The organism is Flavobacterium sp. 2, from assembly GCF_049949195.1.
Classification (GTDB): Bacteria; Bacteroidota; Bacteroidia; order Flavobacteriales; family Flavobacteriaceae; genus Flavobacterium.
The window spans coordinates 4752359-4774570 of record NZ_CP188206.1; the positions used below are offsets into that span (position 1 = coordinate 4752359).

Below are 22212 nucleotides of genomic sequence, written 5' to 3' on the forward strand. Positions count from 1 at the left end.
AATGAAAAAATATATAAAAAATAAAATAACAAGACTAGTGCCTTTTGCTTTATTGGCAGTATTGGCCAGTTCTTGTTCGAAAGATTTTTTGGAATCTGACCCGCTTTCGTTTTACGAACCAGAAACTACATTTTCTACAGAAGCTGGTTTGCAGGCAACTTTAGCACTATGTGATAAACAGTTGCGCAATAATTATATTCATTACGGTTTTTCTGGTGTGAGTGTGCCTATTGGTACAGAATATCTTTTCTCAGACATGGCGCAATATGGTAAAACAGATACAGGAAGTAACATTGCTGATTATGCTGCTACGATCGTTCCAACTGGAGATTTTAGAAGAGACCCAAGTGGTGAATCACTTTATCTTGGATTCCTTTGGACTGAAGCTTATACAGGTATCAAAAATGCTAACACAGTATTAACTTATATTGGTAATGTAAAAAGTTTATCGGAAGAGGTTAAAAATAAATATATCGGTCAGGCATATTTTCACAGAGCATACCGTTATCTTAATTTAGTGTATGAATTTGGTGATATACCATTGATTACTAAAATCTTGTCGGTTCCTAAACAGAGTTATTATTCTACAAAAAAAGAAGCGATCATTGAAATGATTACGGCTGATATGGAGAAAGCTGTACAATGGGTACCAGAGCAATCAAAAATAGGATATGTAGGTATGGTTAGTAAAGGTGCTTGTCGTCAATTGCTAATTAAGTGTTATTTGGCATCTGGAAGATTTGCTGATGCTGAAGCACAAGCTAATCTTTTGATTAATGGATCAGGTTATTCTTTGGTACAAAATTCTTTAGGTATTTTTGATCCGGGAGGAAATCCTACTGCATGGCCTATTACAAGGAATGTAATTTGGGATTTACACAGACCAGAGAACAAAGTGATTTCTGCTAATACTGAAGCGATATTAGTTGCACCAAACGGAGGAGCACAGTCATTTTTAGCATTTGCTTCAATGAGAATTTTTGGACCAAACTGGAATGATGCTAACTTAATTACTCCTGATGGTAAAACTGCAGCACCTCGTTTTCCTTTAACTGATAAAACGAATTACAATGCAAAATACGATTACCAAAGAGCAATAGGGCGTGGTATCGGGACTATAAGTGGATCTTATTATTCGCAGCATCCTATGTGGGTTGTAAATGGTGTTGAGGATAAGGTGGATCTTAGACATAACAGTACTGTTGGTAACTGGGTAAACATGGAAGACCTTAAATACGCTCCAGGAGCGGGGGGAAGTGCTACATGGGCTGGACAAAATTTCAGAATGAAAGATGCAGCTGGTAAATTGCTAGCAACAGATTCCATTCGCGATTGGTTTGATTTTCCTCATTATAAAATCTTTTATCATGATGTTGTAGCCGAGGCTAATCCAGCAGCAAATGATTTTCAAGGAGCTACTGCAGGAGCAAGTGCACATATGTACATTTATCGTTTAGCTGAAACTTATTTGTTACGTGCTGAAGCTCGTTTTTATCAAGGCAATGCGACTGGAGCAGCTCAGGATGTTAATGTTGTAAGAGCGAGAGCAAAAGCAACACAAATGTATACTACTGTAACTATTGGTGATATTTGTGCAGAAAGAGGAAGAGAGCTTTACATGGAAGAATGGAGAAATGTGGAGTTAAAACGTATTTCGCACTGTTTAGCTATGAGTGGAAAACCTGATGAGTGGGGTAATACCTATAATAAAGCAACTTGGGATAAACAATCTGGTAAAGATGCATCTGGAGGAAGCTACTGGTGGCAACGTATTGTTCATTACACACTTTACAATAAATATCCAAATGGTATTTCGCTTAAGCCAGGTGTAAAGTTTTATACTATGGATAAACGTAATAATTACTGGCCAATTCCTTATAGACTTGCTATAGAGCCTAACATCAAAGGTCAGCTAAGTCAAAATTATGGTTATGATGGCTACAATGAAGCTGTTAAAGTATGGGATAAATGGCAGGATGCTGTTGATGACGAAAGTAAAATTTAATTTTTTTTTCTCAAAGTAAAATTTGAGATATAAAATGAAAAAATAGCTTGAAGCCCCCAAATAAAGCTAAAACAAGAAACGAGTTAATTTATATAGTTAACTCGTTTTTTGTCTTTATTTTAAAATGTATTGTTTGTCTGCGTTAACTCAAAGAACGATTTTAATTTTTATAATTATGAAAAAAACAGCGATTACTGTTTTAATGATATGTTTTTGTCTCACATTGAGTGCACAACATAAATTTTCGATTTCAGGAACTATTCCTTCTCAATATAAAGGAGCAGATATTATACTTTCATCCCAAAATTCTGCTTTTGCTTCTGTAAGTACAAAAGAAAAAAATGGTAAATTTTATTTATCTGGTGAAATTAAACAAGGTTATGAGCCAGTTGTTTTAAGTGTACAGAAAGATGATAAATATGTGGGGACTTTTTTTTTATTAATTGGCTCACAGAATATGACAATTGATATTGAAAAACTAAATCAAAAAGATTTCTTAAATAACTTTCATGCTTCCAATCTTCCCTTTAATGAAGAGCAAAAAGAATACAAGCTCTTGACAAGATCACTTAGTGAGAGTGCTTATGCAGCTTTTAATGTTTATTTCGATGCCAGAAGCAAACATTTGAAAGCAAGCACGCAAGATTCTTTATGGACAATCGTTTCAGATTTAAGGAAAAAACTATTAGTCCAAAAAATAAAATTTATTGAATCACATCCTAATCAGTATATCTCATTATATGTTTTTAACAAAGATATAGTGCATGGTATTCATTTATTTGATCCTGAGGAGCTTAGTGTAGTTTATGATAAATTCAGCAATGATTTGAAGCAAACCGATTTAGGAAAATCGCTTAATGAGTATATCCAGAAAAAGCTGTCATTCACAGTGGGGCATATTTTACCCAATTTCTCTTTTTCAACAGACAAAGGACAAAATTTTGAATTATCATCATTTTCTAAAGAGAAAAAATACGTACTTCTTTGTTTCTGGTCAAACGGTTGCGCACCGTGTATAAAGAAGATCCCAACCTTAAAAGTACTCAATAAAAAATATGAATCCAGAGGGTTGCAATTGATCTCGATTTCATTAGATTCAAATACTGATGTGTGGTTAAATTCTTTAAAAAAATATGAAATGCCGTGGTTACAAACGTGTGACGCTTCAACTTATATTCAAGGAAATCGAGTCCAAGATCTTTTAGAGGTAGATCATATGCCACAGTATTTTTTAATTGATTCTACAGGAAAGTTGATTTATCATAATGAACAATTAAATGATGATGATGAGTTTAGTGTTTTACAAAAGCTGTTAGAAAGTAAGTTATGAGGTAAACACATATTCTATTAAATTTTGATAAATGAAATACTAGATTTAGTTACTTTGAACTGAATTAAAACAATTAAATAACAGCCCAGAAACCTCTTTAAACCAATGCGTAAAATTCTTTATTTTATCCCTTTCTTTTTTTTGCTTTTATGTAATACAACAAAAGCATCTGTAAAACCTTATCAGACAAAAAACGAAATTGTTTTTATATTCAAAAAAAATGATCACGTTCCAACTACAAAGTATCGTACTATCAACGGGACTATTAATCCAATTTATATTTCAGAACAAGGAGATTTTAAACGTTCGGAATTGATTATTAATAATAAATCAAAGACGGATACAATCAGAAGAGCAGTCAAAGGAGATTTAATTTGTATGACTTATATTTATGATTCTCCCAAAACGTATTATTACTTGTTTCAAAAAGGAGATACTGTAATTTTTGATTATGAAAATGGTGTACCAAAAGCAACGATAGTAGGTCGCAAGACTAAAGAGTTTGATGGCAATTTTGAAGCTTCTTTTAAAATTCAAAAACCGCTGGATGATTTTGAGTTTTTTGATCAAAACAAAAGAATGCGAAATGAATTTGATAACCAAAAGTATAAGACAGAAATGCATAATTATACAGTAAAAACATATAATACTTTAGATTCTTTGTCTACTAAAGGTTTAATTTCTAAAGATGTTATGGAATTTCAAAAAGAGCATGCAAAATATTATGAAATTAATGTAAATAAGGAGCTGTTAGCCACTATTTCAGCTAGTGATTTAAAACGAGATGACTTGTTGTGTTTGAGAGGTTATCAAGTTTTTTTAGACAATTATATTGCCAAAAAAATAAAAGAAACAAATACAAAATCACAACTAGATAATCCTAAAATAGCATTTGATTATGTTTTGAAGAGTAATGTTTTTTCTGTTATAGTAAAAGATTATTTATTGTACACAACTTTGTGTCGAATTATAGAATCATCATCAAATGCGGATTCGGAAATATATTTTGAAAAATTCAAACAAGCAGTGCATAATAAAGAAATGTGCAATGAAATTTTTGAGAAATATGCTTTTGATCTTTCTAAAATGAAAGAAGAAAAAAAGATAAGTTATTTCATCAATTCAACTAAACAGAAATTTACATTGGATGAAATCCTTTCAAAAAATAAAAACAAAGTAGTTTATGTTGATTTTTGGGCAAGTTGGTGCGGACCCTGCAGAGCTTCTATGCCGGCATTCAATAATTTAAAAAAAATGTATAAGGATAAAGAGGTTGTGTTTATCAATATTTCTATCGACAAAGATTTATCAGCATGGAAAATGGCTTCTGATAAAGAAAAATTATTTTCAAGCAGCAGTAATCTATTTGCTGTCAATTATCCGAATGCGGAGTTTTATCAAGATCTGCAATTGAAAACAATTCCAAGATATTTACTTTACAATAGAAAAGGAGAATTAGTCAATAACACAGCACCACATCCTGAAAGTAAAGAAATTGAAATAGAATTAGATAAATTATTACAAGAATAAAGATATGTAAAGTATTATAAAGGATTGTTTTATTCAGCTCAATATGCTATTAAATAATTAAAAACTCTTAAAAACACCAAAGCCTTACTAATTCAACAGTAAGGCTCTGGTAATTAATAAAAATTAAGAAAGGAGAAGTTAGTAGCCTCCGCCACCTCCGCTTCCGCCACCACTTCCGTTAGGATTTTCAGTAATAAGTTGCCCTCTTATTTCACCTCCTGCAAAAGCATCAGTATGCAGATTGACATAATAATTATTAGCTATAAGATCCGTTTCTTGAGCTGCAGTCAAAGCAGTACTAGTATAACTAATAGGTGATGCCAAACTAGAGAACGGAAATATTACAGGACCATTAGTACCTGCGGCGCCCATATGTATATGTCCCATAGTTGGCGTTAAACCGGAATACGTCACAGTGACCGTAAAGATTTTTGTTGTTTTATTATAACTCAAGGTTGCTGTTCCTGTTGCTGTTGAAGCGTTTGCAGGAACTTCACTTGCACCACTCAAAGTCGCATTGAATGTTACAATAATAGGCGACGGATTAGAATTGTCATCATTACTAGAGCAAGAAACTCCAATAAATAGCAACAAGAAGAGAGCTGAAAAATTAAATAGAGATTTCATAATTGTATAATTTTAGAGTTTAAAAAAGATTATTTTCCATCGAGAATAAAATTCAGGGCAATATTTACATCTTCCGAAACTTTGCTTTTTACAACACTTGGTATTTTGATATTATAATCTTGAGCTTTTACTGTAAAATTGTTGGAGAGATATAATTTTCCATCTTTCAAGGCCAAACTGACTTTAGTTTTAATCTTCTTTGTAACACCATGTATAGTCAGATCACCTTCAGCATCATATTTTTTTGAAGTGCTTAATTTAGAAGCATCAAAATCTATGATTTTTCCTTTAAATGTGGCTTTTGGATAAACGGAAGATTCCATATAATTTTCATTAAAATGTTCTTCCATAAGCGGAATTTCAAATTTGAAAGCTTTTACCAAAGCCAGTACAGCAAATTCACCAGTCGATTTATCAAGAATTGCTGAAACCGAATTGTTTACAGCTGCAACAGGCTCAAAAGAAGGTGCAGAAGCTTCAAATTTTATTTGTCCGGTTCGGGTTATCATTTTTTGGGAGAAAATGGTGCTTCCCACAAAAAATAATAGAATTAAAAATGCTGTTTTTTTCATCGTTTTAATTTATTCTTTTACAAATCCGTTTGCTGCCCAAAGTTTTATCATATCAATATCGGTTTGAGGTAAACTTCCTCCTAATGGCATTCTTGCTCCGCAGGATTCAGATTCTATTCTGCAGATTAAATTGGCATTGGTACAGGCATTTTTGACTCCATCATATGTTTCCAGATTTGGATATTGCGATGTTCCGGAATGACAGCTGATACAGTTATGTTCCATAATGTGCTCTATGTTTGCTACATAAGTTGGATTGCTGGTAGGCGGAGCTAATTCACTATAAGTGTTAGATTCGCAGGAGACAATGAAAACACTGGATAATAGGATCAGACAAATTTTTATTTTTTTCATAGAATTTCGTATTAATTTTTAAAAAACCCTGTAGAGATTAAATCCGAAGTAAATACCTCCGCCATTCCATTTTCCTGTAGCATTAGAAAATGCATAAACGTCGTTCATAGTCTGGCAATTTGAGAATACCATTTGAAAAATGTGCCCACCGGTATCGATATCTAATCCTACTGAAAGCAAGTTGTGATATACCTCGCTTTCGGGAGCATTAATTCGCGGTGCATATTCAAGATTCATGCTTAATCTTTTTGTGAATTTATATCTTCCGCCAAGTCCAACCGCAAATTGATCTTTTCTTTCCGTAGTTTCATCGTACAGATTTTTGTGAATATAAATTGGATTTATTTCAAGCGAAATCTTATCTGAAAATTGTCTTGAAACCAATAATTGCGTAGTATAAGCCAATCGATTATTAAATTCTAAGTTCGGATATTGATCTGTGCTTAAATTGGTATTGATATCCATTGTATTATAGCCTACAATTGTCACCGGAAATCCATCAACTTCCTGAGTTTTCAATCTGTATTTTAATGTTAATTCATAAATTTTATTGTTAGTTTGTCTTGAAGCTCCAACAGAAAGCCAGTTTGTTACACCGTAAATTGCTCCCAATTTGGTATACGCATCATCTAATCCAAAGAAATTCTCAAACCCTTCTGTCAAATCACCAAAACGATGGGAAATCAATACATACCATTCTCCTTTGGCGGTTAATTTTGTTGATTGCATATTACAAATCTGCAGTCCTTTGAAACCTAAAGTTTCTGTCTGTTTTTCTTTTGATTTTATAGTATCCAATTCCTTTAACAAATCATCTTGTGCCGATACATGACAAATGATTGAAAGAAAAAATGTTACGGATAAAAATAATTTTACCTTCATTTAATTAGTTTTTGATTATAAAACATTGATCTAGTTTTACTTCGCCCATCAAATCATCATATCCGACAATTCTCCCTTTTACAGTCACTATTTGGTCTTTTTTAATGGATAAATCCTGATCTTTAAAACTGCAGATAATAGTGCCGTCCAGAATTACTTCTTTTCCATTCAGAGCTGTTATTTTTCCTTTTATGGCAACGGCATTTTCAAGATATTTTTTGTTTGCAGCTTCTAAATCTGAAATAAATTCGTCTGTAATAGCAGCGGAACTAACCGTGAAATCTGTTTTTTCTGTTGCTAAATTTCGAGCTCCGCTGTGCATTAAATAGTTATAAGAGAGAAAAATGATAAGGACAATTGCGATTAGTATTGAAATAATTATTTTGCTTTTTTTACTCATTTCTCTTTTCAATTTGTTGATATTCAGAAAACATTATTATGGACTTATTTTGATTTCATCCTTAATAATGTTTTCTTCTATTTTAGCAGTTTAAATGGCAAGCGGTATATCTTTTACCGGAACTGGCCAAATTCCAGGACTTGGAAAACTAATTCCTTTGTTAGCGCCTCTTACGCCAGCATCTTGTCCGAAGTAATACAAAGGCCAGCCATTATAAGTCAATTGCACTTTTCCAAAAACGGTTATCGAACTGAATTTAGATTTATCAAGAATAGACGGAACAACAATTTTATCTGTTTCATAAATTGGCCAAACCGCATTGTTTGAAAAATCTTCTTTGGTGAAATTGTTTTTCTTGAAATTGTCATTTTTGAATGTGTACAATGTCAATCCTTTAGCATCAGTAAAATAGGTAGTTGTACCAACTCCAACAGTATAATCTGATTTGTAATTTTTAGTGTCATGACCTACAAGTTGACTTCTCACAATCATGATAGAATAATCTGGTTTTGCAATAAACCAAGTGCCATCAACTCCGTCTCCTGAAGTTTTTCCAGCAGCTTCAGGCGTGTTGACACCTGCGCCGCCATATCCATCTCCGGCAGACATTGGTGCGTAGTAATACAAAGGCCAACCTTTATAAGTCAATTGCTTTTTGCCTGAAGCAGTAGTAATAGAGGCAAAATCAGCTAATGTTAATCCGGTTCCTAATTTGTCGGCAGTTAAATTATCAACATTAAAAACAGGCCAAAAAGCTTCACATCCGCCGGTACATGAAGATTGTCCGTTTGCATCTGTTGCGAAAAAATATAAAGATCTTCCGTTTTTATCTGTAAGATAAGAGCCTAAAGTAGTGCTTGTAGCAAGGTTTACTTCTGTTTTTGTAACCGGTGGTGGTGGAGTGGTAGGGGTATCACTGCCACTGTCGCTGGTGCAGCTTATAAAAAATGATGAGATTGCAAGGGTAATTGCGGCGAATTTAAATAGTCTTAATTTCATAATACTTTGGATTTAAGTTATGTTAAATTGAAATGGACTTTACAGACTAGTAAAGTATTTTGGTTTAATGATTTTGTATCAAGATTTTCACTTGATTTTAATGGACATTCTATTCGATAATTTTAGTATTACGAACTGTCCAGAGGAAATAATTTCAGATTTTTTAAGGGGTTCATTTTTTACTATTTTGATAAAATTCAATAGTAAAACAGTCTTGTGATAGAATACCCTACCTTAAGAATTGATATTTTGAAAAAAAAAGTAAAAAAAGTCTAAGATTTTTTTTAAACCTTGTAGGATTAAGATTAAAATGAAACTCTAAAACTCACATTTGGAGTTCGTTGCAGTGAAAATGTCTCCACTTCTTCAATAGAATTTGTTAGCGAACTTATTCTGTAATATTCGCTGATTTCATTTTTTCGATTAAGGATATTTAAAATAGAAACGCCTAATTTGTACTGAATTCCATTTGCAGTTTCCCACTTGTAAGTGGAAGAAAAATTAACCTGCGCAAAAGTGTGTAAATTGGTGTTATTAGGTTTATTGTATACCAATGTGGGATTTGAAAGATCAATTTGAGAATTGTCCGGAGAAGTTTTTGGTCGGCCCGAAGTCCATTTTGTTCCTAAAGCAATTTTGAAATTGTTTTTCTCATAAATTCCTGCCCAGCTTGCAGTATGCATTACTTCAAAGTTGTTAGGAAAAACGGGATATTCATAATTAATAAAATGATAATTATTGTGGTTGTAGGTATAACTCAGCCAAGTCAAAAAATGATTCATTTTTTTCTGAACAAGCATTTCTGTTCCCCAGATTTCATAATCTCCGGTTGTTTTTACAAATTCCAATTGATTTTGAAAACCTTGGCTTGAGGTTGTAATTCCGGTTACTTTTTTATAAAAATTTTCGATATCAAGCAACCAGCCTTTTTTTTCATAAGATAAGTTTAATGACAGTTGTCTGCTTTTTTGAATCGGAATTGTGGAGTCGTTTGAGATAATCCATCGTCTCTTTTCAATTCCGAAATAATCTTTCTGCAAATCAATAATTTGTTGGGAATTTTGACTTTTCATTTCGCCCAGCAATTCTAAGTTCAGATTTTTATTGATTCCATAACCAAACTGAATTCTAGGTTCGGCGATAAATTTTTTAAATTTTTCGATATAATTAACTCGGGTTCCGGCCTTAAAATAAACTCTAGAAAGCGTGTCATTGTATTTTCCTTCCAAAATTAAAGCATGTGTTCTTAAAACATCTTTAACCTTGCGATAGAAATCAGGATTGGTTACATCCTCTAAATTCGTGACACCAATTTCGTTAAACTGATAACCATCATTCAAACTAAATTTTGAGCTAAGAATATGATTGTTTTCTAAGTTAACTCCGTTATTATTAACCGTATTCTCCTGAATCGCAATTTGATTTCCAAAAGTTGAGGTCTGATTGGCTAAAAGTTCGTAAGCCGAATTATAAACATTGATTTTAGTGGTATTAAAGTTGTTCCAATTTCTTTTCCAGGCCAGATTTCCGCCATAATTTTGTTGACGCAATATGTTGTTTTCCGATCTGAAAATATCATATACCGTCGCACTTTGAAAAACTTCCAGATTATCTTTAATCGTAATTAAATCAAGTACGATTTGATCTTTTTTTCCTATTTTTTGAACATATTTTAGCGTCGCATCATAAAAACCGAATTTCTTGTCGCTTTGATAATCAACGTTTTGATTGTTTGAAAAATCAGTGATTGTGGTATTCTGAAATACTTTATTAAAATACTCTTTGTAAGTGGGCGTTTCAACAAAATCAGTAATCGATTTTCGGGCTGAAATTTCAATATAACTTTTTTTCGAAAGATTATATTTCGCATAAATATCAGCATTAATCATATTGATTCCTGCGCTAAAAGAATTTTTTTCAGCGGTTTCAGGCGTCGAAGACATTGCTACAACACTGGATACACTTTCTCCGTAAAAAGCAGAACTTCCGTTTTTATAAATTGAAATCGTATGCGCTAAATTGGGATTGAAAACTGATATTAAACCAAAAAAATGTCCCGTTTGGTACATCCGAATTCCATTCCATAAAAACAAATTCTGATCATGCGTACCGCCACGAACATTTATACTCGATACACTTTCGTCGATACTATTAACACCCGGAATTTGTTGCATGGTTTGCAAAGCGTCGGGCTCGATAAGTCCGGGCAAAATTCCGAATTTCTTGGGTTTAATCTCAAACGATCCATCGACATTTTTAGAAATTCCCGAAGCCAAAATCGCATTGGTTTTAATTTCGTGAAGTTCCGTGATTTCAGGCTCCAAAAATAGTTGCAGACAATTTTCAGAATCGGCATTTCCAATCGCACTTTTTTTGGCTACAAATCCAATATGCGTAATTAGAAATGTATTATGATTTTCCTTTTTAAATTCAAAATAACCTTTTGAATCTGTTCTGGTTTGTGTTTTATCGGCTAAATTAATATTAGCGTTTTCTATTGGTTTCTTATCTGCATTAGAAAAAACATATCCGCAAATGATTTGAGGTTCATCACTTTTTTTATAAATGTTAATGAATTGGTTGCCAATATTTTCAAAAGACAAATTGGTTTTTTTAGAAAGATATTCTAGTTTTTGCGCAAGCGAAAGTGTTTTTTTTGGTGGAATTAATTCAAGTCCAGCAATGTTATCTTCGGTGTAATTGAAACTAACCTGATGCTGCTTTTCAATTTCAGATATGATCTTTTTAAAAGGCATGACTTGCCCTTGGCCCTGAGCAAAAAGATTGAGGGTCAGAAAAAAAAGGAAAAACAAAAAATGAAATTGTTTGGGGAGCAACATTTATTTTTCGTCAAAAATTATTTTATTTTCTGAGACTTTTTTGGCCTCTAAATGATAAGTTGTACTAATAATATGCAAAGCTACATTTAAGTCTTTGGCTGGTAATTTTCCTGTAAATAAAGAGGTTGTATCTTTAGAATTTAATTCGACTTCAATGTTATATTGTCTTTCCACTTCATCTAACAGGCTTCGAATATCTTCTTTATAAAAACTTATTTGATTATCCATCCATTCCGGTTTCGATACATTTACAATTGTGTTCGTTTGATTTTTATTTTCAAAACTAACGCTTTGTCCGTGAGTCAATACGATTTGGGTGTTTGCATAATTTACTTTTACGCGTCCTTCATAACACACGACATCAAATCTGTTTTTTCTGGCTTTAACATTGAATTGTGTTCCGAGAACAGTAACTTTTCCCAAATTGGTATGTACTTCAAATCGGCGTCCTTTTGCGACTCTAAAATAAGCTTCTCCTTTAAGGTCAAGAGTTCTGTGGCTATCCCAATTTAATTTTTTATAATTTATTTCAGAACCTGAATTCAGCACTACTTCCGAATTATCTGGTAAGGAAAAAGTAGTTCTTTCGCCAAAACCTGCTGTCTGTGTTTGAGGTGTCAAAAAATTAAATGCAAGCGTAACGCCAAGAGCCAAAACAAATATAGCCGCCGCTCGAAAAGCCCATTTTTTGTATAACGGAACCACTTTTGGAGTCGTTTTTTTCTGTTTAAGAATATTCGACAACATAGAGTTTTCATCCAAATCATCCATTGCTAGATGATCTGTATACTGTTTAATTTTCTGGTATTTTTCAAAATCGGGACTTGCTTCAAATGCAGCTAATTCGTCTTGAGACAAATCATTGTTGAGCCATTTTGCTAATAAGCGATTTTTTTTCATTTTCTTGTATTGTATAATTAAAACAATTGGAACTAAATTTACCCTACTTTTATAAATCAATTTCTTTACGCAAACTTACTAACGCGAGATGAATTCGTTTTTCGACAGCCTTTACACTAATGTTTAATTCAAGTGCAATTTCGCTGTATTTTTTTCCATCAATTCGATGCATCAAGAAAGCAACACGTTGTTTTTCGTTTAAGTTTTCAATTGCTTTCAGAAGTTTTGACTGAAATTGTTTTTCTTCTAAAATATATTCTGGGTTTTCATTGGTTTTATCTAAGCCAGTAAAGTTTTTTTCATATTTCAAAACCACTTTCTGATGCGCAATTTCATTCAGACTGCTATTATTTGCAATCGTATAAATGTATGATTTTGCTTTTTCGAGCGGTACAGATGCACAGTTTTGCCAAAGTTTTACAAACGCTTCCTGTGCGACATCTTCTGCCTGATTTAGATTGCCAAATTTGTAAAAAAGAAAATTTCTAAGCGCTTTAATGTGGCTTTTAAAAAAAGACGAAAAAATAATTTCGTCGCAAGTATTTGATTCGTTTTTAGTTGGCATTTAAATTTTCGATTTGATACCGTACAAAAGTATTTGTTTTTGGTTTAAGTAGGGTAAAACTAAAGCTGATTGTTTTATAGAGACATAAAATGTTATTTTCGTGTAATGGTTACACTTTTTAAAAGAAAAATTAAAAGCTTTAATGCCGAATTTATTGAAAAACAGTTTTTTAAATTTTATTACCTTTGTAAAAATATAAGTATGTTTTCGCTAAAAAAATATTTATCTCTTGTTGTTTTTTTGTTCTTATTGTCTTGCCAAAGTGAAATGGATGAACAGGGTAATAACACACAGGGAACAATAACAAATTCTTCGCCTCTGACTTCCTATCTGCAAAGAGTTGCAATGGTGCAAACTGTTCAGGATAATGTAATTGACGGATCGACTTACTGTACTATAAAACCTCCATACACAGTTACTGTCAATAACACACAAATTGCGATAAACAGCGCTGCAGATTATAAAAAAGTAACCGATAATATTAATGCAAGCAATGCTGATGATGATATCGTAAAAATAAATTTTCCGGTAACGATGGTGTATTATAATTACATCGAAAAAAATATTCCAAATGAGGCCGATTTTAATTCTTTAATCGATTATTGGAACCAATATCCGGATCTTTTATCAAAAATAAATGGATTAAATATTAATTATCCCATAACAATTAATATTTATAACAGTGCGAATCAAGCTGCAAGTTCAACAACAATTATAAGCGATCAAGCCTTTTTTAATTTCATCAAAAATTTGAACGCCAGCCAGTATATTTCGTTAAAATATCCAATTTCTATAGTGGATTACAATAATCAGACAAAATCGCTTTCAAATAATTCAGATTTCGAAAATGCCATAAAATATGCGATCGATTATTGTCCTGAAAATAACATTGTAACACTTGATTTTGTTGGCGCTATTACAAAAGGTTCATGGGGAATTCCTTATTATTTCAGTGATTCGGAGAAAACTTCTTCGTATAGCGGTTATTCGTTTGTTTTCAAAAGTGATAAATCGGTAGTGGCGACTAAAGGCTCAGCTTCAGAAACAGGGCAGTGGGATAGTAGTGTTCAAAATAATGTTAGAGAATTAAAACTAACTTTTAGCTCCGATTTATTAAGTAAACTAAACAACAATTGGAAATTGTTTGAGTTTAATAATTCTCAAGTACGATTGCGCGATGTCAGCAATACTACTAATTATCTGTATTTTGAGAAAAAATAAAGCGTTATCTCAGTTTCATTCGGTTTAGATATTCAATATTTTTTTTGAGTTCGTGAAATAAAAAAGACAGTATTAATTTACATATTGATTGATTTCTTAAATTTGTAAGAACCAACTTAAAAACTTTTTTAATCATGCCAATAATCGAACAATCAGAATATGATTCTCCTGCTATTATTCATCGCAACAGGCATGTCTCTACTATTTATGCCGCTTTGTTTAAAAAGTTTGAAGTTCCTGGCTATACCAGAGAAAAACTTGAACTAAATGATGGCGATTTTATAAATATTGATTTTATTATAAATGATTCAAAAAAGGCTGTTATTTTATGTCATGGCCTAGAAGGTGATTCTAGAAGAACTTACAATAATAGCTGTGCCTCTTATTTTGAAGAAAAAGGTTTTTCAGTTTTTGCCTGGAATAATCGCACTTGTGGAGGCGAAATGAATCGTTTGCCGAGGCTTTATCATCACGGTGCTGTTGACGATCTTGATGAGGTAGTGCAATTTGTTTTGAGAAAAGGATTTCAAGAGGTTTATATGATTGGCTATTCGATGGGAGGTGTTCAGTTGCTGAATTATTTTGGCTGGACAAAAATCGACGAACGTATAAAGGCTGCAGTTTCGATTTCTGTTCCAACTCATATCGCAACAAGTGCTGAAGTACTTAAACAAGGTTTCAACAGAGTTTACTTAAAGAATTTCACAATTGATATTAAGAAAAAGCTGAAATACAAAGCAGCGCAGTTTCCTGATTTTATAAACAGCGATCAGATTGATAAAATCTCTTCTTTTGATGAAGTTGATCAATATTTTACAGCACCTTTGCATGGTTTTAAGAGCAAAGATGATTATTATCAACGCGTATCTCCTGAATTTTCTCTTCAAAATATTACAACTCCGGTTTTAATAATTAATTCACTTGATGATCCTTTTTTGGGTGAAAGATGTTACCCGAGAGCTATTGCAAAGAACAGCCGATATGTTTATCTGGAAACTCCAAAATATGGAGGACATTGCGCTTTTCCGCTTCGTGATTCAATGTATTCTTATGCCGAAAAAAGAGCTTTTGATTTTTTTGAATCGTTGTAAAATTTTGGATTGATTAAAGCTTAAAAATCGTTTTTAACTTGTTTCCAATTTTAATGTTTAGCAGAAAGTTATATAAAAATATTTTTCGATTTGACCGTTCATAAAAAAAATCCTAATCAAACGATTAGGATTTTTTTTGTGAAAGTGTTTTTATTTTTAAGTAATTATTTCACAATTTCAGGTACAGGCATTTTCCAAACGTTGTTTATAACATCAGGCTCAGGGCCGTAAATTCTTGTAACAAACATGAATTTTTCATTTTTCGGAGTTGGAAGCCAGTTGCTTTCTTTATCTTTTCCTGGAGACGTACTTTGAAGATAAATAATCAGATCTCCGTTAGCTTCATATTTCAAACCTTTAGTTTTATTTCCAATCGAATATCTTTTAATCGGATTTGGAACCAGAAAACGTTTTGGAAGATTATACATGGTTATACTCCAGAAATATTTTGCTTTCGGAAGTTCATTTTTGCTAAATTTTAAAATATAATTTTTGTCCCCTGAAAGCGGCTGATTGTTTTTATCATTTGTTCCTCCGGTATAAACTGCCTCTTCTTTTGTATTACCATAAATTCCGGCTGCTGCAGCGACTGCACGATTTAAGTAGTTGTTTTTTAGTTCTGCTCTTGTACCAAAAAGGTTTCCAAATTCTTTAAGATTATTTAAAGTAGTTTCTAGTTCTTGTTTTCCTTCTGCAATTCCTTTTTCTATTGCTTTAATAGTTTCCGGCGAATATTTAGAACTATCAAAAGAAGTTCCCGGTACAATTCCGATTTTCGTAAAACGAGCTCTAAGTTCTTTTTCGCTACTGTCTTCGCTTGCGTATTGCAATAATGAATTTAATACATTGATAAATTCCAAAGAGCCGTAATCGCTTTCTTTCCATGAAGGAAGTGGCAGATTGTATTTTTTAAGCTGCGGAGCAGGCTGTTTCGTGTATTCGTGTAATGGAATTAGTTGGTATTGTCCTTGAATTCTTTTCAGATTAGAAACATCGGACGGATCATGAAGCTGAGTCCTGCCGACTATAAATATTAGATTGGTTTCTGAGTGTAATACTTTGTCAATTCCTTTTGGCGTTTCGCCCTTCCAGTCTGGTCCTGCAATTAGATACTTTCCTGGATTATTTCCAGTTACACGGGTTCCGATATATTCGTAATTGAATGTATATAAATCTACGAGCTGCATTACGTAATATCGGTCGTTTTCAATTTTTGGAACCTCGAGAACTACAGGCTCATTAGAAACATCAAGGGCAGCCATAGAATATGGAGTGTCATTATTTATTGTTATTACCAAAGTATCTGCAGGAGTAGCACTCGTTGCAAAGCTTTTAAATTTATTAAAACCAACATATGCTCTGTCTTCTTTGTTTAATGCGCTGGCGTAAATGGCTTTGTAATTATAAAATATTGGATATCCGTAGATCCACGCCTCTTTTGCTATGGCGGTTATAGAATCAGAAGATGCTGATGAGTCAGCAATGTTTTGATTGTCTTTTGGCTGATCTTTTTTGCAGGCTGTAACTGCTAAAAGCATGACGATTAAAAAAGCGGTTAGATTTTTCATAATACTAGGAGTTTATTTCACATGAGATTCTTTATTCCGATTTTAAAATTATAGGATAAAAGAAAATTTTACTTTTTTAAACCTTAAAAAATGGTTGCAGATTATAAAATGGAACAACTTTTACTATTTGAGTTATAATTATTTTCTAATATGTTTCTGATTTAAGAATTAGATAAGAAGTTAAGATGAAAATCTTTTTATAGTGCAAAAAAACGAATCATTTGATTAGGATTTTTTTCTGAGAAAGCACATAATATTTAAATGATTATTTTGAAGATTTCTGGTAAAGGTATTTTTCAGACATTATTTATAACATCAATCTGAAGGAGGCAAACTCTTTTAATAGGCATGAACTTTTATTTTTAGGAGTCGGGTAGCCAGTTACTTTCTTCATCTTTTCCAGATGATATACTTTGAAGATAAATAATTAGATTTTCTTTTTGGAACCGGAAAACATTTCCAAAGATTATACAAGGATATATTTCAAAAGTGTTTTACTTCTAGAAGTTTTTTGAAATTTTATGATATAATTAATTGTTGGAATACACTGCCAATATTTTGATTGTTTTGTAACAAATAAAAATTTTTTATGGAAATTTTTCTGATATTTATGTCTAGTATAAAACGCTGTTTTTGATACATTTGACTATCATAATTTAACGAAATTAACTCCATTATAAATATGAGATATCTTTGTTTATTGTTTTTCTTTTCAATAACCTCTTCAGCTCAATTATCACCGTCCGTAAGCAAGTATGATTTACCTAAAAAGAGACATTTGATTAAATCCTGCGCCAACTTTTTGTACGGAGCCAACCAAGGTGCCATTGATGTTGACAGCTCCGTAGTTTTAGCAAGCAAAGCCTATAAGCTACCCGCTTCTTTAGCTTATGATGAAGGTTATAATGATGGTTCATATCTGATTGGTCAGGACTTAATTGACAAAGGAAATATCGATTCGGCTAAAAGACTCCTTGCTAGTTCTAAAGATGATGAAAAGATTAAATTATTGCTGCAGCTTGGGAGTTTTTATCTCTTTAAGCCGGGAACCAGATCTGAGGATCTGCAGAATGCTTTTTTCTATATAAAAGATGCAGTTGATCAGAGCAATAAACTTAAAATAAAAAAATGGCAGCATCAAAGCGAAATTTTACTCGGGAGATATTATTTTCAGGCTAATAATGAGGCTGCAGGAAAAAAACACTTTGAAAAAGTCATTAATGAATCCCGAAAGCAGAATGATAAGATTACTCTTGCTTACGCTTTAGAATGTTATGGAAATGTTTTAACCAATTTCGATCCTGAAAAAGAAAAAATTTTCAAAGAAGTGTCTTCTTTGTATACGTCATTAAGGTTAGAGGAAAAAAGGATTGAAAGCGAACAAAGACTCAGCACTATTTATTTTTGGACCGGCCGAATAAATATTGCAAAAAAAAGATTTTATCAGGATCTAATAGACTTGAGAAAAATTGGTTTTACTCATCAGCAATTTACAGAAAATACGATTTCATATTTAGAAATGTACTTTCATAACAATAAAAGTGCCTTGTATTATGCTTTAAAAAGTGTAAAAAGAATGGAAGATGAAAAGGATTTTACTTTAGGGGATATTACCTATTTACGACTGGGTGACGTTTATAATACAATTGGCTATGATGAGGAGGCTCTGGAAATGTTCAAAAAGAGTATTGAAATAAGTCAGGATGTATTAAATAGCGGATTTTGGTATAAAAGTGTTTTTAGTACAATTGATGCCATGTCAGATAAGGGAAAGAACAGGCAAGCTCTTGATTTTATTAGTTCAATAAAAACTAAATATCCCCCAAAAAGTGTATTTGACAAAATGCAGCTAGCCTATACTACAGCTATGTGCTATAAAGGAATGAAAAATTTTATCCATACTGAAAAATATTTTAAAGAAATGGATTACTATGCTACACAACTTAAGGATTCTTATACCTTTTTTGAAGTTGTCATTGCATATACAGAAATGGCTTTGTTTTATGCCGAGACAAATCGCCTAAAACTGGCCGAAATCTATACAAATAAAGTATTTCAATTATGCAAGATTCATAAAAAAACTTTTAATTCAGATAATCTTCAAATTTTGCTGTATAAAATAGACTCTTTGAAGGGCAATTACAAGGGGGCGCTGACCCACTTCCAAAATTATAAGGTTATATATGATTCAATTTCGAATACTACACAAGACAAGCAAATTGAAGAACTTAAAATCGCATATGAAACAAAAAATAAGGAGCAAAAAATAAAACTAATGGATAGGGAGTCCAAATTACAGGAAAGAGAGTTGCAAAAATCACAGCTTTTGAATACTATATCGATTTGGAGCCTAGTTTTGCTTCTTGCTGTTATCGGCCTTTTATTTAACCGATACCGCGTGAAACAGAGAACTAATGCCAAACTGGAACAGAAGGAAAAGGAAATCAATCAGAAAAATATCAATTTGGTGCATTTATTGGATGAAAAAGAGTGGCTTTTGAAAGAAATCCATCATCGCGTAAAAAATAATCTGCAGACCGTTATAAGTCTTTTGAATTCTCAGTCCGCTTATCTGGATAATGATAAGGCTCTTTCAGCAATAAAAAACAGCCAAAATAGAATATACTCCATGTCACTTATTCATCAAAAGCTTTATGGTGCTGAAAATGTATCAACAATAAACATGCAAAATTATATAAAAGAACTTATAGGGTATCTTAGGGAATCTTTTTCGCTGGGGCAAAGAGTACGTTTCGAAGTAAAAACAGATCCGTTAGAACTCGATGTAGCGCAAGCAGTCCCTGTAGGTTTAATTTTGAATGAAGCTATAACCAATTCTCTGAAATATGCTTTTCCGGATGACAGATCGGGAACAATATTTGTTTTACTTGAAGAGAAAGCAGTAAGCCATTATCAATTAACTGTTTCTGATAATGGAATTGGTATTGATACAGACTTCACCAATAGAAAAGCTGATTCATTTGGTATGAGTCTTATAAAAGGTCTTACTGATGATATAGATGGTAGTTTCACAATGGAAAATGATAATGGTACAATTTTGAAGATTAATTTTAAAGCTGAACTCCCAATCAGTAAGAAGTATGTTAATAATAATGCTATAGATATTTAGAATTTTTTATAGTGGAAATGCTTTCTAACATATCATAGAAATTTTGGGAGTTTTTATAAAGATTGGAAAACTGCTGTAAAACAAAAAACATGCAAATCTTAGGATTTGCAGGTTTTACTTTTTTGAGGGGAGAGCAGGATTTGAAGCTTAAGATTCAAATCCGCATATTACCTGCATTTATTCTTTTTTAAATCTGTATTGTCACAATATTGCTATGAAAATCAAATTTCTAAAAAACATCTTAACTTTTTGTGGCAAAAAAGGCATTCACTCCACTTGTTAAATATCGCCTTAACTTTTTTCGGCAAAACTAGAGGAATCTGAAATTTCAAAAGTGCAAGTAGACTTACTTACAGCTAACCTTTGACTTCAAATGTTAATAATATGTTTCATTTTGCGATGGTTTTATTAATGTAAACGTAACCTAATCGACCTACCCCAAGTTTTAATTTTGGAGACATATAAGAAGAACTCAATACTTTGTATATGTCATTTTTTAAAGAACACGAACATTATCAAAACCAAATCAGAAAAAGTGTTTCTGCCAGCGCTTTTCTTTTGATTATCCATACCAAAATAATGTATCATGTATAAGAAGCTTACAGACGAAGAACTTGTCGAATTATTAAAATCGGGCAAGGATAAAGCTTTTGATGAACTTTATTTTAGATACCGCGATGTACTTGTTCGATTTGTTTATTTGAGAATGAAATCAATAGCAATCTCAGAAGAAATTGTGCAGGAAGTTTTTACCTCTATTTGGGAACGACGCAAGATCATTGTAATCCAGAAAAGTTTTGCGGCTTACATCTATACTTCAGTTCGTTATATGACTTTAGATTATATAAAATCTCATGAAGTTACGGGGCAGTATATTCAGGAAGTTTTAGATAAAAACGTGGTGGCTTACACAAGTCAAAACGCAACTGAAGATGCTATTTATTATGATGAATTGCGAAAAGCTGTTGATGAAGCGGCAATGTTGCTTCCTAAAAAATCAAAAGAAGTCTTTATTCTAAGTCGTGTGAAACATTACACCAATAAAGAAATTGCCGAGGAACTGAATGTTTCCATCGAAACGGTAAAATACCATATTACTTATGCGCTAAAATTCATGCGTACCTATTTAGGCGAATTCAACTAAAAGTAAAATTCAGATTAAGAATCCAATTTTTTCTTAACAGAAGCGTAACCTTCTGCGCCTACCTAAAAATTCAATTTCCAAGACATACTATTAAAGACATAAAGAAATTATAATGCCTGAAAATTCAAATAGCGAAAACAACGAAATAAAAAATTTCTTAGACGGAAAGTATTCCCCGAAAGGACAAGAAATGTGGAATAAATGGTACGACCGTACAGATGATTTTTTTGATAATATGGAAGTAATTCAGTCCGATCGTTCGCAGTTAAAAAAAGAATTAAGACAAATCAAAAATACGGGTAAAGTTATTTCCTTTCAATATAAAAACTGGGCTGTTGCCGCATCTTTAATTTTCTTAATGGGATTATCGGTGTTTTTTTATCAAACATCAAATTCTGTTGAAAGCAAACAATTTGCAGTAAAATTAGGCGAACATGCTCAAATAAAATTAAGCGACGGAACACAAATCTGGCTAAATGCAGGAAGTGTGCTAAAATATCCTACAGTATTTAAAGGAGGCACTAGAGAAGTGTACTTAAGCGGAGAAGCTTTTTTTGATGTAGCCAAAGACAAAAAGCATCCTTTTATAATTCATACCAATAAAATGGATACAAAAGTGCTCGGAACCAGTTTTAATGTTCAGGCTTATCCAGACCAAAGAACGCAAGAAGTTTCGGTAATGACAGGAAGAGTAAACGTGAAATCGACTGTTACTGAGGAAAATGTATATGTAACTCCAGGGCAAAAAGTGGTTTTTAAATCTCAGGATAATAAACTTCAGGCTTTTAAGGATATTCCGGTAAATACGATTTCGTTGTGGCGAAAAAATATTATGGTTTTTGAAGAAACACCGCTGACAGAAGTTGTTGCCACAATAAATCGCAATTATAATGTTGCCATTGAAATCAAAAACAAAAATTTAACCCCTTTAAAAATAAGTGGATATTTTAAAGAAATGCCTGCCGATCAGGTAATTGGACTGGTATGTAATATCATCAATGCCAATTATAAAATGGATTCAGGAATTTATAAAATAGAATAATTCAAAAATAAA

Annotated in this window: 18 protein-coding genes; 8 read left to right on the forward strand and 10 right to left on the reverse strand. The window is 32.4% G+C overall.

Annotated elements, in window-relative coordinates:
- Nucleotide 1 precedes the first annotated feature (1 nt).
- From ACNFIH_RS20645 to ACNFIH_RS20655, 3 genes are all read left to right on the forward strand, one after another.
- A complete protein-coding gene (locus ACNFIH_RS20645; protein WP_035650859.1) occupies nucleotides 2–2005 on the forward strand; it encodes a RagB/SusD family nutrient uptake outer membrane protein in 2004 nt (667 codons plus the stop codon).
- Nucleotides 2006–2180: 175 nt separating this feature from the next.
- A complete protein-coding gene (locus ACNFIH_RS20650) occupies nucleotides 2181–3335 on the forward strand; it encodes a TlpA family protein disulfide reductase (protein ID WP_426484572.1) in 1155 nt (384 codons plus the stop codon).
- Between the two features lie 105 nt (nucleotides 3336–3440).
- Nucleotides 3441–4865 (forward strand): TlpA family protein disulfide reductase, encoded by a 1425-nt coding sequence (locus ACNFIH_RS20655; protein WP_426484573.1) that lies wholly within the window; start codon nucleotides 3441–3443, stop codon nucleotides 4863–4865.
- Nucleotides 4866–5003: 138 nt separating this feature from the next.
- Here the strand turns inward: ACNFIH_RS20655 and ACNFIH_RS20660 are convergent, their stop codons facing one another.
- The 9 genes from ACNFIH_RS20660 to ACNFIH_RS20700 form a co-directional block, all read right to left on the reverse strand.
- Nucleotides 5004–5492, reverse strand: a complete 489-nt coding sequence (locus tag ACNFIH_RS20660; RefSeq protein WP_426484574.1) for a CHRD domain-containing protein — start codon at nucleotides 5490–5492, stop codon at nucleotides 5004–5006.
- A gap of 29 nt (nucleotides 5493–5521) precedes the next feature.
- Nucleotides 5522–6064, reverse strand: a complete 543-nt coding sequence (locus tag ACNFIH_RS20665) for a YceI family protein (RefSeq protein ID WP_426484575.1) — start codon at nucleotides 6062–6064, stop codon at nucleotides 5522–5524.
- A gap of 9 nt (nucleotides 6065–6073) precedes the next feature.
- Nucleotides 6074–6418: a c-type cytochrome gene (locus ACNFIH_RS20670; RefSeq protein WP_426484576.1), complete on the reverse strand. Its 345-nt coding sequence runs from the start codon at nucleotides 6416–6418 to the stop codon at nucleotides 6074–6076.
- Between the two features lie 18 nt (nucleotides 6419–6436).
- Nucleotides 6437–7300, reverse strand: coding sequence for a DUF5777 family beta-barrel protein (locus ACNFIH_RS20675; RefSeq protein WP_426484577.1), 864 nt, complete (start codon nucleotides 7298–7300; stop codon nucleotides 6437–6439).
- Nucleotides 7301–7304: 4 nt separating this feature from the next.
- On the reverse strand, nucleotides 7305–7700 hold the full coding sequence (locus tag ACNFIH_RS20680) for an OB-fold protein (RefSeq protein ID WP_426484578.1): 396 nt from the start codon (nucleotides 7698–7700) through the stop codon (nucleotides 7305–7307).
- Nucleotides 7701–7790: 90 nt separating this feature from the next.
- Complete coding sequence (locus ACNFIH_RS20685) at nucleotides 7791–8699, reverse strand: COG4315 family predicted lipoprotein (protein WP_426484579.1); 909 nt, start codon at nucleotides 8697–8699, stop codon at nucleotides 7791–7793.
- A 305-nt stretch (nucleotides 8700–9004) separates the two neighbouring features.
- Nucleotides 9005–11455: a TonB-dependent receptor gene (locus ACNFIH_RS20690; RefSeq protein WP_426484580.1), complete on the reverse strand. Its 2451-nt coding sequence runs from the start codon at nucleotides 11453–11455 to the stop codon at nucleotides 9005–9007.
- 84 nt (nucleotides 11456–11539) lie between these two features.
- Nucleotides 11540–12439 (reverse strand): FecR family protein, encoded by a 900-nt coding sequence (locus ACNFIH_RS20695; protein ID WP_426484581.1) that lies wholly within the window; start codon nucleotides 12437–12439, stop codon nucleotides 11540–11542.
- Between the two features lie 49 nt (nucleotides 12440–12488).
- Entirely contained in the window at nucleotides 12489–13004 is a 516-nt protein-coding gene (locus tag ACNFIH_RS20700; RefSeq protein ID WP_035650877.1) for an RNA polymerase sigma factor, read from the reverse strand.
- 201 nt (nucleotides 13005–13205) lie between these two features.
- On the opposite strand from ACNFIH_RS20700, the gene ACNFIH_RS20705 reads away from it, so the two are divergent.
- Nucleotides 13206–14225, forward strand: coding sequence for a hypothetical protein (locus tag ACNFIH_RS20705; RefSeq protein WP_426484582.1), 1020 nt, complete (start codon nucleotides 13206–13208; stop codon nucleotides 14223–14225).
- 134 nt (nucleotides 14226–14359) lie between these two features.
- On the forward strand, nucleotides 14360–15316 hold the full coding sequence (locus ACNFIH_RS20710) for a YheT family hydrolase (protein WP_035650880.1): 957 nt from the start codon (nucleotides 14360–14362) through the stop codon (nucleotides 15314–15316).
- A gap of 164 nt (nucleotides 15317–15480) precedes the next feature.
- On the opposite strand, the gene ACNFIH_RS20715 is transcribed toward ACNFIH_RS20710, so the two are convergent.
- Entirely contained in the window at nucleotides 15481–16884 is a 1404-nt protein-coding gene (locus tag ACNFIH_RS20715; protein WP_426484583.1) for a DUF1254 domain-containing protein, read from the reverse strand.
- A gap of 700 nt (nucleotides 16885–17584) precedes the next feature.
- Between ACNFIH_RS20715 and ACNFIH_RS20720 the strand changes: the two genes are divergently transcribed.
- The 3 genes from ACNFIH_RS20720 to ACNFIH_RS20730 all read left to right on the forward strand — a co-directional run bounded on the left by ACNFIH_RS20720 (nucleotide 17585) and on the right by ACNFIH_RS20730 (nucleotide 22200).
- Complete coding sequence (locus tag ACNFIH_RS20720) at nucleotides 17585–20014, forward strand: tetratricopeptide repeat-containing sensor histidine kinase (RefSeq protein ID WP_426484584.1); 2430 nt, start codon at nucleotides 17585–17587, stop codon at nucleotides 20012–20014.
- 586 nt (nucleotides 20015–20600) lie between these two features.
- Nucleotides 20601–21158: an RNA polymerase sigma-70 factor gene (locus tag ACNFIH_RS20725; protein WP_142450744.1), complete on the forward strand. Its 558-nt coding sequence runs from the start codon at nucleotides 20601–20603 to the stop codon at nucleotides 21156–21158.
- 112 nt (nucleotides 21159–21270) lie between these two features.
- Complete coding sequence (locus tag ACNFIH_RS20730) at nucleotides 21271–22200, forward strand: FecR family protein (protein WP_426484585.1); 930 nt, start codon at nucleotides 21271–21273, stop codon at nucleotides 22198–22200.
- Nucleotides 22201–22212 lie beyond the last annotated feature (12 nt).

Coding starts and splice junctions, on each gene's coding strand:
- ACNFIH_RS20645 (WP_035650859.1), top strand. CDS start 2: ATGAAAAAATATATAAAAAATAAAATAACAAGACTAGTGCCTTTTGCT.
- ACNFIH_RS20650 (WP_426484572.1), top strand. CDS start 2,181: ATGAAAAAAACAGCGATTACTGTTTTAATGATATGTTTTTGTCTCACA.
- ACNFIH_RS20655 (WP_426484573.1), top strand. CDS start 3,441: ATGCGTAAAATTCTTTATTTTATCCCTTTCTTTTTTTTGCTTTTATGT.
- ACNFIH_RS20660 (WP_426484574.1), bottom strand. CDS start 5,492: ATGAAATCTCTATTTAATTTTTCAGCTCTCTTCTTGTTGCTATTTATT.
- ACNFIH_RS20665 (WP_426484575.1), bottom strand. CDS start 6,064: ATGAAAAAAACAGCATTTTTAATTCTATTATTTTTTGTGGGAAGCACC.
- ACNFIH_RS20670 (WP_426484576.1), bottom strand. CDS start 6,418: ATGAAAAAAATAAAAATTTGTCTGATCCTATTATCCAGTGTTTTCATT.
- ACNFIH_RS20675 (WP_426484577.1), bottom strand. CDS start 7,300: ATGAAGGTAAAATTATTTTTATCCGTAACATTTTTTCTTTCAATCATT.
- ACNFIH_RS20680 (WP_426484578.1), bottom strand. CDS start 7,700: ATGAGTAAAAAAAGCAAAATAATTATTTCAATACTAATCGCAATTGTC.
- ACNFIH_RS20685 (WP_426484579.1), bottom strand. CDS start 8,699: ATGAAATTAAGACTATTTAAATTCGCCGCAATTACCCTTGCAATCTCA.
- ACNFIH_RS20690 (WP_426484580.1), bottom strand. CDS start 11,455: ATGCCTTTTAAAAAGATCATATCTGAAATTGAAAAGCAGCATCAGGTT.
- ACNFIH_RS20695 (WP_426484581.1), bottom strand. CDS start 12,439: ATGAAAAAAAATCGCTTATTAGCAAAATGGCTCAACAATGATTTGTCT.
- ACNFIH_RS20700 (WP_035650877.1), bottom strand. CDS start 13,004: ATGCCAACTAAAAACGAATCAAATACTTGCGACGAAATTATTTTTTCG.
- ACNFIH_RS20705 (WP_426484582.1), top strand. CDS start 13,206: ATGTTTTCGCTAAAAAAATATTTATCTCTTGTTGTTTTTTTGTTCTTA.
- ACNFIH_RS20710 (WP_035650880.1), top strand. CDS start 14,360: ATGCCAATAATCGAACAATCAGAATATGATTCTCCTGCTATTATTCAT.
- ACNFIH_RS20715 (WP_426484583.1), bottom strand. CDS start 16,884: ATGAAAAATCTAACCGCTTTTTTAATCGTCATGCTTTTAGCAGTTACA.
- ACNFIH_RS20725 (WP_142450744.1), top strand. CDS start 20,601: ATGTATAAGAAGCTTACAGACGAAGAACTTGTCGAATTATTAAAATCG.
- ACNFIH_RS20730 (WP_426484585.1), top strand. CDS start 21,271: ATGCCTGAAAATTCAAATAGCGAAAACAACGAAATAAAAAATTTCTTA.